The 15,365-nt window shown below is 61.3% G+C and carries 12 protein-coding genes; 5 read left to right on the forward strand and 7 right to left on the reverse strand.

Features of this window, described 5'->3' with window-relative positions; genetic code table 11:
* Window positions 1-74 precede the first annotated feature (74 nt).
* Entirely contained in the window at window positions 75-659 is a 585-nt protein-coding gene (locus AC0QTX_RS24305) for a CDP-archaeol synthase (protein WP_474606390.1), read from the forward strand.
* Here AC0QTX_RS24305 and AC0QTX_RS24310 read toward each other — a convergent pair.
* The 5 genes from AC0QTX_RS24310 to AC0QTX_RS24330 all read right to left on the reverse strand — a co-directional run bounded on the left by AC0QTX_RS24310 (window position 624) and on the right by AC0QTX_RS24330 (window position 7,148).
* Window positions 624-1,670, reverse strand: coding sequence for a metallophosphoesterase (locus AC0QTX_RS24310; RefSeq protein ID WP_474606378.1), 1,047 nt, complete (start codon window positions 1,668-1,670; stop codon window positions 624-626). The two genes, AC0QTX_RS24305 and AC0QTX_RS24310, sit on opposite strands and share 36 nt — an antisense overlap.
* A gap of 32 nt (window positions 1,671-1,702) precedes the next feature.
* Window positions 1,703-2,977: a lytic murein transglycosylase gene (locus AC0QTX_RS24315; RefSeq protein WP_474606379.1), complete on the reverse strand. Its 1,275-nt coding sequence runs from the start codon at window positions 2,975-2,977 to the stop codon at window positions 1,703-1,705.
* Window positions 2,978-3,034: 57 nt separating this feature from the next.
* The gene (locus tag AC0QTX_RS24320) at window positions 3,035-4,954 is read right to left on the reverse strand and encodes a transglycosylase domain-containing protein (RefSeq protein WP_474606380.1); all 1,920 of its coding nucleotides are present in this window, start codon (window positions 4,952-4,954) and stop codon (window positions 3,035-3,037) included.
* A 375-nt stretch (window positions 4,955-5,329) separates the two neighbouring features.
* Window positions 5,330-6,292, reverse strand: a complete 963-nt coding sequence (locus tag AC0QTX_RS24325; protein WP_474606381.1) for an IS5 family transposase — start codon at window positions 6,290-6,292, stop codon at window positions 5,330-5,332.
* Between the two features lie 433 nt (window positions 6,293-6,725).
* Window positions 6,726-7,148 (reverse strand): MarR family winged helix-turn-helix transcriptional regulator, encoded by a 423-nt coding sequence (locus AC0QTX_RS24330; protein ID WP_474606391.1) that lies wholly within the window; start codon window positions 7,146-7,148, stop codon window positions 6,726-6,728.
* A gap of 123 nt (window positions 7,149-7,271) precedes the next feature.
* Here AC0QTX_RS24330 and AC0QTX_RS24335 point away from each other — a divergent pair, with 123 nt between their 5' ends.
* Entirely contained in the window at window positions 7,272-7,703 is a 432-nt protein-coding gene (locus AC0QTX_RS24335; RefSeq protein ID WP_474606382.1) for a cupin domain-containing protein, read from the forward strand.
* A gap of 51 nt (window positions 7,704-7,754) precedes the next feature.
* Here the strand turns inward: AC0QTX_RS24335 and AC0QTX_RS24340 are convergent, their stop codons facing one another.
* Both AC0QTX_RS24340 and AC0QTX_RS24345 read right to left on the reverse strand, forming a co-directional pair.
* The gene (locus tag AC0QTX_RS24340) at window positions 7,755-9,995 is read right to left on the reverse strand and encodes a PAS domain-containing sensor histidine kinase (protein ID WP_474606383.1); all 2,241 of its coding nucleotides are present in this window, start codon (window positions 9,993-9,995) and stop codon (window positions 7,755-7,757) included.
* Entirely contained in the window at window positions 9,989-10,180 is a 192-nt protein-coding gene (locus AC0QTX_RS24345; RefSeq protein ID WP_377032958.1) for a type II toxin-antitoxin system ParD family antitoxin, read from the reverse strand. The genes AC0QTX_RS24340 and AC0QTX_RS24345 overlap by 7 nt, the downstream gene beginning before the upstream one ends.
* 564 nt (window positions 10,181-10,744) lie before the next feature.
* On the opposite strand from AC0QTX_RS24345, the gene AC0QTX_RS24350 reads away from it, so the two are divergent.
* The 3 genes from AC0QTX_RS24350 (at window position 10,745) to AC0QTX_RS24360 (ending at window position 15,168) form a co-directional block, all read left to right on the forward strand.
* On the forward strand, window positions 10,745-12,709 hold the full coding sequence (locus tag AC0QTX_RS24350) for a response regulator (RefSeq protein ID WP_474606384.1): 1,965 nt from the start codon (window positions 10,745-10,747) through the stop codon (window positions 12,707-12,709).
* 467 nt (window positions 12,710-13,176) lie between these two features.
* A complete protein-coding gene (locus tag AC0QTX_RS24355; RefSeq protein WP_474606385.1) occupies window positions 13,177-14,175 on the forward strand; it encodes a DJ-1/PfpI family protein in 999 nt (332 codons plus the stop codon).
* 735 nt (window positions 14,176-14,910) lie between these two features.
* Window positions 14,911-15,168, forward strand: coding sequence for a hypothetical protein (locus AC0QTX_RS24360; RefSeq protein ID WP_474606386.1), 258 nt, complete (start codon window positions 14,911-14,913; stop codon window positions 15,166-15,168).
* The last annotated feature ends 197 nt before the right edge of the window (window positions 15,169-15,365 follow it).

Genomic DNA, 15,365 nt, shown 5'->3' on the forward strand with positions numbered 1-15,365 from the left:
CTGCTCCTAGACAGCTTCGATCACTGTTTATGGCCCCAGCACCAGGAGCACATTGGATCTGAGAAACAGATGTGATGGGGTCCGGTCAGCGTACGTCCTGTGCTGAACTGAACGTAATCTACCTGCTTTCCCTTATCGTCGAGGTACCCTTTGACCTGGTGACCGACATGGCCGACTGGATGCTGAGCCTGCAACTCCTGGCGCTCCTCGGGGTGGCCAATGGGACACCGATCTTTGCCAAAAAGCTGCTCCAAGACCGACTCAGCACCCCCCTAGATGGGGGGCTTACCCTGCCCGATGGCGAACCTCTTTTCGGAACCTCGAAAACCGTTCGTGGTGTCATTCTGTCCGTCGTCGCTACAGCTGGATCAGCAGCCCTGCTGCATCTGGACTGGAGCACAGGGGCTGCAATTGCAGGCTTGTCCATGTTGGGGGACCTCTTCTCCAGCTTTGTCAAACGGCGCCTTCACCTGCCGCTGCATGCCCAGGCCTTCGGGCTGGATCAGATCCCCGAAGCTCTGCTGCCTCTTCTGATCGTCAAGGAGCAGTTCAATCTGACGAGCAACGACATAGCTGTTCTCGTCATCGCGTTCATTGTGTTGGAGCTTGTCCTATCCCGGATCCTATTCCGGTTGAAGATCCGCGACCGTCCCTTCTGATGAGCCACCTCGGATCAAGGCAGAACCGCGCTGGAGCCGATGCAGGGTCACCTCGGGCGGGCAGTTCAAGCGCGCATCGACGATGCAGGTGCCAGCCCCAGTCGAAGTATAGCCGATCATCCCTCCATACCGCCATGAGCCCTTGACAAGGCAGCGGGGGCTGGTGGCCTCGGTGCGGATCGGAATGCCGCCCGGCAGGCAGATCTGGCCACCATGCGTATGTCCGCAGAGCACCAGGTCGAACGTAGCGTCGGCCGCCTGACGATATGTCTCGGGAGTGTGCGAGAGCAGGATGGAGACGGCACCCACTGGAATGTCACGCGCAGCCTGCTCGATGTTGGCCATGCGGTAAACGTTTGCATCATCGACACCGGCCAGGTAGATGGCCTCATCAGCGCGTGCAACGCTCGTCGCCTCGTTCAACAGAAGTCGGTATCCGAAGTGCTCCATGGCGGGCACCATCCGGATCGTATCGTGGTTGCCCAGGATTGCATAAGCAGGGCCTTTGATGGTTGCCCGCAGACGCTCCAGTCCGTCCAACGCTATCCTGTAGGGTCCATAGGTAAGAGCGCGGTAGTCCCCTGTCAGGACACACAAATCGTAGCGCAGTGGCTCAACGCATCGGATGAGTGTGTTCAGGAACTGGTCATTCATGCCAAAGTGCAGATCGGCAAGGTGCAGGAGGACGAACCCGTCAAACGCGTCCGGAAGATGAGGCAGTCGCACCTCGTGATGGCGGACCTCGATAGCAAGGGCATTGCGTCGAGCTCTCTCATGCAGACCGAGCAGCCGGAGACCACCTCGGATCAGCGCTGGGTTCGAGAGCCAGTGCTCACGATTGAAGAGCTGGGTGCGCTCGCGCAAGGCCTGAGCCTCGTACTCTGCTTCTCGCCTGAGACGTTGTACGACGTAGGTGTGGCCAAGGCGTGGTTCGAGGCTGACAAGAGCCATCTTCTCGTCGGGTGTGAGACCAGGCTCACTCTCCAGGTGAGGAATGAAGGACTCTGTCATGCGACGACCGGGAGCGTCATGAGGAAAGTGGCCTAGCGGATCATTTCGATCAAGAAGGCGTCAGGAAAGCAGGTCTCAGCGCGCTGGTTTCTCGTCTGCCACTGGCCGATGGCCGTGCGGGTTGCAAAGCCGATCAAGCCGTCGACCTTGCCGACATCGTGGCCTTGGACCTGCAGGCGCTCCTGCATGGCCCAGATATCCCCGCGCCGCATAGGATCAGTCGGCGCCCACGTCGCTCGAAAGCTGGAGCCGCCGCGCAGCCGATCGGCGAGGTGACCGATGAACAGCGCATAGAGATCGGACTCGTTGTACTGCTTGAGCACGTAGAAGTTCTCTGACACCAGAAATGCTGGTCCCAGTCGCCCTGCCGGCATCAGCAAGAACCCGGTTGCATCGCTGTCATCGCCCGGAAGGGATGTCTGACCGGCGCGGGTCAGTCCAAGCTGGGCCCACTCTCGCATCGGTTTGCCCTGCCGCGGCCCTTCCAGGGTGCAGGAAACGCTCGTCGGAACGTGAACCTCTATTCCCCAGGCCCGCTCGGGCTTCCAGCTGTGCTCGCGCAGATAGCTGGCCATGGATGCGAGGCTATCCGGGACGGAGCCCCAGATATCGCGCCGTCCATCTCCGTCTGCGTCAACGGCATAGCGCAGGTACTTCGAGGGCAGGAGTTGCGGCTGCCCCATGGCCCCAGCCCAGGATGACAGCAAGGTCTCCTCCGGCCAATGATCCTGCTCCAGGATCTGCAGCGCCGCTAGGAGCTCCGGGTAGTAGAGCGTGCGCCGCCGGCCCATGAAGGCTTGCGTGGCCAGAACCCTCACGGCCTGGTGCTTGGGCCTGACTCGGCCGAAATGCGTCTCGCGGCCCCAGATCGCCACGATGATCTCCCGCGGCACACCATAGCGCTGCTCGATCATCGTCAGAGCGTTTGCCCACTGCGTCAGGAGGTTTCCGCCGGCGGTCGCGAGCGAGGTGAGCTGGCGTTCCGAGAAGTAGCGGCCGGGGCTCTGGAATTCGGCCTGCCGCTGATCGTCCCTTGGGGTTGTTTGGCCTGGGGGCAGCAGTTCCGGCAGGCTCCAATCAAGCGAGAGGGACGAGAGGGCGCGGTCAAACGTCTCGCGAGAAGTCCCCTGTTTTTGCACATCGGGCCAAACTGTGCCGGCCAGCCATTCGCGGAACTGACCCTCAACCTGTTGTCGCGTGTCTGATCTCTGCGCCTGCGCCGGCGAGCGCTCCGCCGCCACGAGGGCGCTGGAACCTCCGGCAAGCAGAACGGCAAACACGCAGCTGACATAGCGGATGGGCATCATGAGCACCCTAGATCGATACGATCATGGTGAGAATAGATCCAGCCGAGCCCGCATGGCTCAAGTCCGTTTCTCTCTGAGAGGCCTTTCCTGAGTTGGTGGTGTATCAGGCTGTTTCATGGCCTGCGGAACGGAAGAGAGCCAATCAACGATCCTGCCCGGCTCAAGCCCTCTCTTAGAGCCTGCACTCGCGAGCCGCTGCGCCTCCAACCTCTGCTGTCGCTCGCTCCATTCGTTCACCGCAGTGGCAACACGCCCGAAGTAAGCGGCCGGTGCGCCCGCACCAGCAAGAGCAGGCCCGCTCTCGCCACGGCGCCGCCCCATCCAAACACCGAATACCCGCTGCTCACTCCAGCCAATGAACCAGGCGTCTGCATTGCCGGTCGAGGTCCCGGTCTTCCCGTAGGCGGCCCACCGCTTCAACTGCGCCGCGCGTCCGGTCCCATGCTGGACCACCTCACGCAAAATAGCCTGGGTGGGCTCAATGCACCTCTCCGGGATGACCCTCGTCCGCATGGGGGTGAGAAAGTCAGCCCGGACTTGTCCCCGGCCATCGACCACCGCCAGCACGCCCGATGGACCGACGCGGTAACCGCCATTCGCTACCGCTGTATAGGCTGCTGTCATGGCCATGACATTGCTCGAGGAAGAGCCCAGAACAAATCCGGCATCAGGTGCAGGGCCAGGATCGATACCCATGCGCCGGCTGACCTCCGCGACAGTGTCAGCCCCGATCTCCTGGGCCAGCCGCACGGCCGCCGCATTGCGCGATGAGGCAAAAGCCTCCTTTAGCGTCGTCTGCCCTCGATAGCCCAGTTCGCCGTTCGCGGGCCATGTTCCCCTGATCGGCTGGTCCACGAGTCGGCTCTCAGGGGACTTGCCGGCCTCGCAGGCGGCAATCAACAGCGGCAGCTTGGCTGTTGAGCCAGCCTGGACGCTGGCCTTCACGGCGTTGTTGAACTGCCGCTGGGACCAGTTCACGGAGCCCAACATCGCCTGCACGCGTCCATTCGGTGCCATCATCACCGCGCCCGCATCATACTGGGATGGGACAGCTCCGTCCTTGACCAGCCTGCTAAGCTGCTGCTCCGCGATGTGCTGGACGCGCGGGTTCAGGGTGACAAAAAACCGGACCGTCTCCCCTGGCTGCACGTACTTGTCGGCCCAAGTTTCCACCACCCATTCGGCAAAAGCCTGCGGCTGGATCTTGAACTCCGGTAGCAGGCCGGGACGGATGCCAGCCTTTTCAGCCTGGCGACGCTCCTTCTGGGTAATCAGGCCCTGCTCGGCCATGAGTTCAAGGACGAGAAGTGCTCGCTCATGCGCCCGCTCCCGTGTCTTTTCACGGATTGGATTGAGCCGGGCCGGCGCCTTGACCATGCCAGCCAGCAGAGCGGCCTCGTACGGCGTCAGATCCTTCGGCTCCTTGCGGAAGTAGTGCCGGGTTGCCCGGTAGATACCGACGATGTCGCGGCCGCCGAACTCGATCTGGTTGAGGTAGGCGGCCAGAAGCTCCTCCTTGCCCACGGCCTCGTCGAAGAGGCCGGCGTACCAGACCTCCGCGCCTTTGCGCTCAAGCCGCGTGAGCACGTCACTGGCGCGCAGGTCGTGAAACACCAGGTTCTTGAGCAATTGCATCGGGATTGTGCTGCCGCCTCGGGTGAGGCCGCCTTTGAGGACGGACAGCAGCGAAACCACATCAACGCCGCTGTGGTCGAAGTAGCGCTTGTCCTCGACGGCGACGATGGCTTTCTTCATCACCTCCGGGATCTCCGAGGGTGCGAGCACAACCGGACAGCGGCAGTAGGCATCCCACCCTGTCTTGGTGCGGGTGACCATCACCTGTGGGGACGCAACAAGCAGCCGAAGAGACCGAGGCTGGAGATCCCAGAAGTGAACCGGGTCTGCGGCTTGTGCGGTGGGTGTGTGGGAGAGGCTGGCGAGCAGGAGAGCAGTGGCAAGTGCCAGAGCGCGGGTCATTGGAGGCCCTGTGACGCGCCGACCGATTCGGCGCCAAGACCTTCAACAAACACGAAGACTATGGCCGAAACTGGTATGGTGTTACGGCTAAGCTAACGTGCTGTGTCTCAGGGCTCTATAGTCTGCTCGCACTGTTGCTTGACGAAGGGCACAGCTACATCTTCTGGCCGCTTTTCGCCTTTGTTTAGCGGCACCACCTCTGAACGAACGTCCGTTGCACGATTGCCCGACAACTGGGAAGGACAGTGCCCCTTCCCCAGTAAGTAGGGTTTGAGCCTTCCCTAGTAAGTAGGGTTTGAGAAAGTCCAGAGCCGGCACCCGACCGTGTTGCATGGATCGGTTGGTGACCAGACGGAGCCCACTCAATGCCTTTCTTCAAGCGATGCGGACGAACTTCGGGCGTCCGAGCTCGAGCATCCGGTTCAAGGCCTGAACTGCAATGGCGACCTCAGTTCCACGACGTCGGTCCGTCCGCGAACGCAGCGCATCCCCGGTCACTCGTTTAAGTCGACTGATGGCGGTCTCCACCAGAGCCCGACGCGTGTACCCGGACCTCTTCTGCCAGCCCGTGCGTCCATGCTCCGCGATGTTCTGGAGATGCCGGTCGCGCTGGGTCGGGGCGATCTCCCCGTCCTCGCTCAGTATGGCCGTTGATCGTGGCGGAACGATCACATCCGCATCAGGATGGCGCTGGGCAACCGTGTTGTAGATGCCAATCTGGTCGTAAGCTCCGTCACCAACGAAGGTGGCAAGTGGAGCTGTGATCTGGTCGAGCAAGGGCTCAACCTGCGCGCCATCGTCACCATCGCAGCTGGTCAACTCTGATGCGAGGATCTGGCCGGTCTCGGCGTCGACGCCGATGTGCAGCTTGCGCCAGGATCGGCGTCTCCGGGTGCCGTGTTGCTCGATCAGCCACTCGCCGGGTCCGCACAGACGCAGACCTGTGCTGTCGACCAGCAGGTGAACGGGTCCTCCGGAACTTGGCCTTGGCACCTCCAGGGTCTCGGCGCGGCGGCTCAGGGTCGAGTGATCGGGCACCGCCAGGTCCAGACTAAGAAGTTGAAGGATCGAGCCAATCAGCCCCTCGGTTTGGCGCAGAGCCAGCCGGAACACCGCCCGGAGTGTTAGGGCTGTCGTGATCGCCAGAGCTGAGTAACGCGGCTGACCGCCTCGCGTTGTACGAGGTTCAGCCTGCCAAGCGGCAATTGCTTCCTCGGAGAACCAGACCGTGAGGCTGCCCCGCTGGCGCAAGGCTGCGTCGTACTCCGCCCAATTCATCACTCGGTGCCGCTGCTTGGGAATATGGTGACGGTGAGCGGCATTGGTCTTGAACGGCACGGTCGAATCCGAGATTTGGAAGGCACAGTCCTCCTATGCGATCCAGTCTCGGTAGCCAAATCGCTATCCGTGCAACAGGGCGACTGAGAGCCGGTATTCTGTGTCTACTGCCTGCCTTTAATGCAGGCGGCCATGGAACCATGGGAGCAACAAAGGCAAATGTTGTTGGTCGCAAATGTCTCCTTGTGCAGGAGGAGCGGACCCAGCGTTACTTCTGAGAAGCGCCAATTTTGTTGGGAGAGTCGCGAAACCCCAGTTTTTAGCAGCACCAACGCACCTGACAGCGTCGGCGCGCCGTCTGCGAGTTTTTCAACAGTATCTGCCAAGCGCTGACTTTCCGTTCAGCAGTCAATCTAGGCTGGGGGCCTCGGCGCGAATGCCATTGGGCCATGTGGATGGACCACCCCAGAACACAGGTCGACCTCCACATGTCCTATTCGCGAGAGCGTGCTACTGGCTCCTCCGCTGCTAGGCGCCGCAACACGTCCATAAAGTCAGCGAACTGTGTCTGCCCCACCTCAGCAGCCCATTCCGCCTGTAGCTCGCGCAGGCAGGCGAAGATCGTCTCGCCCACCTGCCAGCCGCGCTCAGTCAGGTAGACCAAGCGCCGGTCACTGCCCTTTGCGGCGCGTCTTTCCAGATATCCGAGGGCCTCAACTTGAGCGATGAGGTAGTTGGTGGCCTGTGGTGACATCCCCATTCGCCGCGCCAAGTCCGCCGGCCTGACCCCGTCAGGCAGGGGGTAAGTAAACACCGCAAGGTGCGCCTCCTGCAGGTCGTCGAAGCCGGCTGCCCGAACGGCGCCCTGGATCCGGTCGCGCACGCGTCGCCAGCATTGGCGCAGCAAGGCTCCCACAAACGGCGGGACGTCATCCTCGCCCGCCCCGGGTCCTTTGGTGTGTTCAAACGCACTTGCACCCATTGTAAAGTCGCTTTATGTCTATAGACGTAAAGTCACTTTACATCAGAGGAGCGCATCATGGAAGGCATCAGCAGCAACACCGTGCGGATCGGCGACCTGGATCTGCGGTTCCTGGTCGACGAAACACAAGGCTCAGGTGACCTCGTCATGTTTGAGTTCACCGTCCCGCCACAAGCTCGGGTGCCAGCGCCGCACTTCCACCGCGATGTGGACGAGGCCGTGTATGGACTGGAAGGAACTCTCACGATGACCTTGGATGGAGAAAGGCGCGAGCTGCACTCCGGTGACGTCATCTTCATCCCACGCGGGAGCGTGCACCACCACGAGAACCTGCATGAGCAGACCGCACGGGCACTGGTGGTCCTGACGCCGGGCTCAATCGGGCGGCGCTACTTCGAGGAGATTGCCGAAGCGGTGAATGGTCCGGGCAAGCCTGACCTCGGGCAGGTGAAGAACATCATGCTTCGGCACGGTCTCATCCCTGCCTGAGCACGAACTCACCGATGACTGCTTCGCCCTTGGCGCCTTAGCAAGGCCGCCTTATGCCAAGGGCGCATGGACGGTGCAGAGTAGGCCATCCGGCTCGAAACTGATCTGGGCCGTGCCCCCGAGGTCATGCGCAAGGCTGCGCTCAATCAGGCGTGTGCCGAAGCCACGTCGCTTTGGCACCTGAACGGGTGGCCCACTCCTCTCCGCCCACTTAAGATGCAGGCAGGGCTGCCCGTCTTTTTGCTCGACCTTCCATGTGATCCGGACTTGACCCGTCAGGTTTGACAGCGCGCCATACTTCACCGCGTTGGTCGCCAGCTCCTGCAAAGCCATCGCCAGCGCCAGAGCCATACGAGGCGAGAGCCTGACCTCAGGTCCGTCCACGTGCAGCCGGTCCTGGCCCGAACTGCTGTAGGGCTCAGCCGCCTGGCCGATGATCTCGCGAAGCCCCGCTCCCTCCCAGTTCTCCCGCGTCAGCACGTCGTGGGCACGGGAAAGAGCCAGCAGTCGGCCTTCGAGAGCCTCTTTGGCGCTCTCCGCTGTTGCGGCAGTCCGCAGGGTCTGCACGGTGATCGACTGCACGCTGGCTAACGTGTTTTTCACCCGGTGGTTCAGTTCGTTAATGAGAAGCTTCTGGTGCTCTTCGGCGCGCTTGCGGGCACTGATATCGCGGGTCACCGCCAGATGCGTCACGGAGCCGTCCGGCATCGTCAGCGGGACTGCATGCGTCTCCATGTGCCGACGCGTGCCCTTCAGGCTGATGATGTCAAACTCCCAGTTCACGCTCTCACCCTTGCAGACTCGCGCGTGGTTGGCTCGCCATTCCTGCCGGAACTCAGGAGCAATGACATCCAGCACGCTGGCGCCCCTCAGCACGGCAGGATCGCCTGCTTCCAGCATGGCAAGGCCAGCTGGGTTCATCTCCAGGACCTTGCCGTCAGCCGCTACCAGCTTCACGCATTCCGGCGTCGCCTCGATAATCGCCCGGTGCCGCGCCTCGCTCTTGCGCAGGGCCTCCTCGACCTTCTTGAGGTCGCTGATATCGCGGGAAACCGACAGGATCTTCTCGACCTTGCCATCAGGCCCGGTGATCGGAGTAACGGCCACATCCCACCATTTGAGCGTGCCCTTGAAGGTCTGCGTCGGTCCCTGGAAGCGGGCCATACCGCCGGCAAGAGCGGTCTCGACAGCCTCACGCGCCTTGTCATGCTCAGGACCGTACCAGAAGCTGCGCCAATCGCAGCCCTGAATGGCGCCGAAGTCGTCGACCTCCATGACCTCCATGCCACCCGTGCTCATGAACTGGAGCCGAGCGTCGGTGTCGAGCACCTTGATGCAATCGCTGGAGCTCTCCAGGATGCGCCGGTTGAACTCCTCGCTTTCCCGCAGCGCCTGTTCAGCTTGGACCTGCTCGGTGACATCGTAGCCCTCACCAAAGATGCCAGTGACTTGGCCGGAAGCATCGGTGATGGGCTGATATACGAAGTTGAGAAACCGCTGCTCAACCGCTCCACTTGGCACCTGCTGAAGCGAGATCGGGATTGCGTTCGCGACAAAGGCCTTTCCAGTCCGGTAGACCTCGTCCAGCAGCTCGATAAAGCCTTGCTCCACGAGTTCCGGCAACGCCTCCCGTGCCGGCCTCCCGAGCACCTCGCGATGGCCGATCAGTTGCTGGTAGGATGAGTTCACGAGCTCAAAAACGTGGTCGGGCCCCCGGACCATTGCCATGAAGCTTGGCGCTTGCTGGAACAGCTGCTGCAGGCGCTCGCGCTCAGCCATGGCTCGGCGTTCAGCAAGAACCTTGCCCGTCGTCTCAACAGCGGCGCAGAACATGCCGGCGACTTGGCCGCTTTCATCGCGGATGGGCGTGTAGGAGAAGCTGAACCAGGCATCCTTTCTGCGGCCGTGCCGCTCCATGGGGATGAGGAGGTCCTCGAACCAGCTCGCCTGTCCGGAGAGTGTCTGCTCGACGATGGGGCCGATTTGGTCCCATATATCGGCCCACACCTCAGCAAAGGGACGGCCGAGCGCGCCAGGATGCTTGGCACCAAAGATCGGTGCATAATCATCATTGTAGAGGAAAGCGAGTTCAGGCCCCCAGGCGACAAACATCGCCTGCTTGGCATTGAGCATCAGCTCGACATAGTTCCGCAGCGACTGGGGCCAGTGGCCCGGCTCCCCCAACGGCGATGTGGACCAGTTGTGCGCGCGCATGCGGGCGCCCATATGTCCACCACCCTGGAAGAAGTCATGCACCGCCGGCAGTTGCTTCGCCGGGAAGTTCATCAGCATGGTGCACGCTCTGCGGCACCACGCCTGAGCGGCTGCTCAACCTGACGCTCACGCTCGTCCAGCAGCCGCAGGGCGGCTCTCACCACCTCGCTGGCGCTGCGGTAGCGGCCTGAGGCGACCTTGCTGTCAATAAGGGATTCCAGCTCGGGAGTGAGCGAAACGTTGCGGGTTTTGCGGATGGTCATAAAGTATCATCAGGCGAGGGCGGGACCCGTAACAACTTTTGACACACCACTTGGTTCCACTGTCTCCGAGAGAGAAAGTGCGGGACTTCACGGCCAAGATACACAAGGGTCCAAGGCGGAACCTTAAGGTACCCGAGCGGGGCTCCCGCATGGAGCCGTAGATATTTGAGGTCAAGACGATCTTCGCACCCATCGGCCTGCAGGTCCGGATTACCGGGATCTCTTGGCCTGTTAGGCGCAGTCATGGTGTTCCAAGTGCAAGACAAATCCTTGTAATAAGATCTTTAATGCCCCTTTACGCGGAGGCATCCTGCCGCCGATAGGAAGCTTCGTAACTTGTCCAAGAGGGGTTTGGATACTTTCAGCTCCTGACGAGAGCACATGGTTTAGAGAGAGCCTGCTGTTCCCGTTGCAATTTTACGGGTATGGCTGAACTCATATGACGTGGGGCGTTTCAAGTTGCGCAACATTGCGGAGATCCTGAGCGGGAAACGAGCCCTTTTGTGGATCGCCTTTGCTTGGGCGGTACTTTGTATCGGCATCGGCTTGGTGGGGTTTGGCACCTTGCGCCAGACCAAGCACCAGATGGCCGACGAGGCGGCAGCCAATGCGGAGCGGATCTCCCATTTGCTGCTCGCCAACTTCGAGCGCACATCGGACTCAATCGACGGGTTCCTGAAGAATTTCGCAACCGGGTTTTCCCCGCAGTCGACTCCAAGCGAGCTTTTCGAGCGGCTTCGCAGCCTTAACCTGCCAAGCGCAATTGTGCAGCTGACCGTTGTCAGCCCAGACGGACGAGCGCTGGTGAACAATCTCACCCCTGAGCCCGAGCGCGTTGATGTCTCCGACCGGATGCATATCCGTGTCCACCGCGAGAACCGAGTGGACAGCCTCTATATCAGCCCCCCTGTTCTGGGACGCATCTCGAACCTGTGGACGATTCAGTTCACGCGAGCGGTTCGGGATCCTGTGGGCAATCTTCAGGCCATCCTGGTGGCCTCCTATGACCTGAGAGACTTCACCTCGTTCTATGGTGGCCTCAACATCAGCGGACAAGGAATGGTCGCGCTGGCGGGCCTTGATGGCATCGTGCGGGTCCGCAGCGCGGCAGAGGCGAGCTATGCGCAGGACCTTTCCGCATTGCCGCGGTTCCGAAAGATCGTCGAGGAGCGGAACGGCCGCTTCGACGACCTCAGCGCCATCGATAATGTCGCACGCGTTGGCTATTTCACCACGTCGGAGCGCTACCCGTTTCTTACGATGGTAGCCTTCGATCAGGCTTACCTGGATCGCCGCTTGGCCCCCGTGCGCTTGCCCATCATTGCCTCCTTGCTTGGCTTGGCCCTGGTGCTGACGCTTGCCATGATTGGCGCGGTCTGGGTTGTGCGGCGGGAGGCAGCGGCCACAGCACGCCTCCACCATACGCAGCGCCTAGAGGCCCTGGGTCGCCTGACCGGCGGCATCGCTCACGACTTCAACAATCTTCTCACCATCATCATGGGCAGCCTCGACATGCTGCGCCGGGCCAGGGAGGAGCGGCGTGCGCGCTACATCGATAATGCTGTTTTTGCTGCTGACCGCGCCAAGGCGCTGACGCACCAGCTTCTCGCCTTCAGCCGCCGCCAGACGCTTTCGCCCGCTGTTACAGACCTCAACCGCTTAATCGTCGAAATTGGAGGCATGCTCACCCACTCCCTTCGCGACGACGTCACGGTGGAACTGGACCTCAATCCGCAGCTATGGCCCGTGAAGGTCGACGCGGATCAGTTTCATGTCGCTCTCATCAACCTTGCCGTGAATGCCCGAGACGCCATGCCGGATGGCGGCGTGCTGCGCATCCAGAGCCAAAATCTATCCGCCACGGACGAGGTTTGCCTCACGGTGAGCGATACTGGCACCGGCATGAGCCAGGACATCGCCGCTCGGGTGTTCGAGCCCTTCTTCACGACCAAGGAGATGGGCAAGGGAACCGGTCTCGGGCTGGCACAGGTGTATGGCTTTGTTCATCAGTCAGGAGGCAAGCTGAAGCTTGACACGGCTCCTGGAGCAGGCACTGCAGTATCACTGCTATTCCCTCGATCATATGAACCACGGGAGCCCGTGGCTGCCGAGAACGAGGAGTTGCCCTCACTTCCTACGGGCTTGAGGGCCCTCGTTGTGGATGACAATCCCGACGTCTCAAACCTGGCTGCCAATGCTCTTGAGGAACAAGGCTGCATTGTAAAGCAAGCACACTCCGCGACGGAGGCAATGTCGATCCTGCGCAAAACAGACTTTGACGTCCTGCTGTCGGATATTGTCATGCCCGGCGAAATGGATGGGATTAGCTTGGCAAGGCTTGCCAAGACTGCTTCGCCTGATTTGGTCGTCATCCTGATGACGGGGTACAGCGAAAGACTGGAAGGTGGCGAAGTCGTCGAGAGCGAGCTTCTGCTCAAGCCGTTCGGCCCGCGCGATCTGAAGGCTGCATTGCAGCGGGCTCTGGGGGCACCTGCCGGCGACAGGAAAGCAGAAGTGGGAGCGGAATAAGACTAGCCTAGCTTCGGCAGCATGAGGTGGCCTGGAACGGGCAAGATCAGGATCCCAGGTCAAGGAGTGGGACAGCTTCGTGCGTTGGTCGAAGCCGTATTGGCCGACATGGAAAAGCCCAGGCTCCGGCGCGAACGGATAGGATGCCTTCGCATCTCTGCCTCGCACACTACGGGCCTGGGCTGATGTGCTACCAGTCGGGCGCCTGCATCGTCAGTCAAGCGCAGGATCATGACCGGACCGGAGTACATCTGTCCTGGCACGGCTTCATCGAAGCTGGCAGTGACGCCCGCCGCTTCGAAGTCCACATACGATGTCCGCTGGGGTACCCCCGACATGGGGATCGGACCCAAATCGCAAGCCCCATCGAGGCAGGATGAACCACCCAGCGGCCTTTCCTCCCTCCGGTCAGAACCTCCCCCGCAGCTTCGAGTTGACAGCGTACCGCCTTCACCCGGAGAACCGCCATGCCCGCTCCCAAAGTGCTCGTTGTCGCCACCTCGCACGACCAGATGGGATCCACCGGCCACCGCACCGGTGTCTGGCTGGAGGAACTTGCTACGCCCTACTACGCCCTGCTCGACGGAGGTGCGGAGGTCACGCTCGTGTCGATCAAGGGAGGCGCCATTCCCTGGGACCCGCGCAGCCTGCCAGCCGAGGCCGGAGAGGGCCCGGGCGAGAAGCCGGAGGAGCAGCAGGAGGTTCCGGCCTCGGTCCACCGCTTCCTCTCCGACGAGAGCGTCATGCAGACGGCCCGCAACTCCCCTGCCCTCGGCAGCGTGGATCCAGGCTCCTTCGACGCGGTGTTCCTGCCCGGCGGGCACGGGCCGATGTGGGATGCGGCCAATGACGAGACCCTCGCCCGCATCGTTGGATCGATGTTCGACCAGGGCAAGGTTGTCGCTGCGGTCTGCCATGGTCCGGCTGGGCTCGTGAAGGCCACGCGGGAGGATGGGCGTCCCATTGTCGATGGCCGCCGGGTGAGCGGCTTCACCAACACCGAGGAGGAGGCGGTTGGGCTGACAAAGGTGGTGCCCTTCCTGCTGGAGGACCGGCTCAAGGAACTGGGAGGCCGCTTCGAGCGAGGGCCGGCGGAGGGCGAGGAGAACTGGCTCCTCCGCCACATCGCAGCCAAGTCCCGGGAGAATCCCTTTGTGTGGCAGATGTTTAGGCAGGAGCGGGTGCTACCACTCGGAGCGTCCGCTGATGGTCTCCCTCGGGATGAGCCGGATTTCGAGGCGCTGAAAGCGGGGAAAACGGTCGAAATTGGGGGTATTCGGGGGTGTTTCCGCCAAACCTCCGCCAAGTCCTTCTGCCGCTTGGACGACATCTTTGAGCCAACGCTGGGTGACGTGATCCAGGCTTCAGGATCCGAGGTGCTCCGGTTCGTTCCCGACGAGGCTGCGAGCCTCGTTTCCTCACCAATCCTGTTCGTCCAGGACCAGCGACATCTAATCGAAAGCTAGGGAGCTTGGTAGGCTAATCGGTCAGCTAAAGTAACGTCCTGAGAAGCTTGGATGCTCACCTGTAAGACCGAGTTCAACGCAGAGGCGGACGTTCATCAAACGTCCGCCTCGTGCCAGGAGGCCACATTCCGGGCTCACATGCGGAATGCCGCTGCGGAAACCAAACCATGGGCTTGTTCATTCGCTCTGCTCCGTTGTCTTGAACCCGTTGTAATCGAACGGATTGTGCGGCGGCACGCCATCGTTGGGGTAAACCCGCATAGCCAGGAGTCTTCGGGACAGGGCTAACTGCTCGCGACTGCGGTGCATGCAGTCCTGGTGGTCCGCAAGGAGCCTGCTGGCGCGGCGGCTCATTCCAGAGCAGGCCTCAAAGCAGGCGGTGAATGCAGGATCATCCATCAGCGGCCTGTCGCATCCTTTCGGAAGGGGCACATTCACCCAGATTTAAGTCGGACCAGGCACTTCGCAGAAGCCCCCTTGCGGAACCCGCTCAAAGAATGGGTTGCGGCAATCTGATCAAGCCCACTCGGTGGGGGCGGATCAGGCTCCAACAGTGCTCCTGGCGATCTGTATCAAACGGCAAAGCTGAAACCTCATATCCTCAACCACGTTGCCACCGAGCCGCGTTCAAGCAAGGAAGCTAACGTTACGTCTCAGCAGCGCTTGGCGCGCCGAAATCACTACTTTGTAGAGGCTTGTGTAAGAATAACACGTCAGAAAAGGCTTTGGTGTGCCATGAGCAGCTTGCAGGACCAGCCCGACTCCTCTCAAATTGTGGAGGCTCGTCGCCGTGAGATGGCGATTGAGCACCTTCTTTTCGGCACCATACGGTTTCTCTCGCGACGTCATCCTGAACTGTTGAACGAACTGGAGAGTAGTTTGTCCCATCTGCGGGACCTGGCTGATGATGCTTCTCGGAGCGACGAGGCCGTACGCGACATTGCCCAACGTTTCCTCAAGAGCCTGCGCGCGGAGGGAGCGCAGACTGATTAGGGTGCTGACCATTGATCGTATGCCCAGAGTACAAGCTTCAAGACCGCCTCCGAAGATCTCCCAGCCCTTACAAGAGTCGATTTGGGCTGGGAGAGCAGACCGAAACTTTACTGCAACGTCGTGCTAGTGGATCGAATCTAACGCTTGGTGCCCACGCCTGACGGCGGCGATGATTTCATCCGGATCAGCCGTCCAGG

This window comes from Microvirga sp. jy35 (assembly GCF_056148915.1).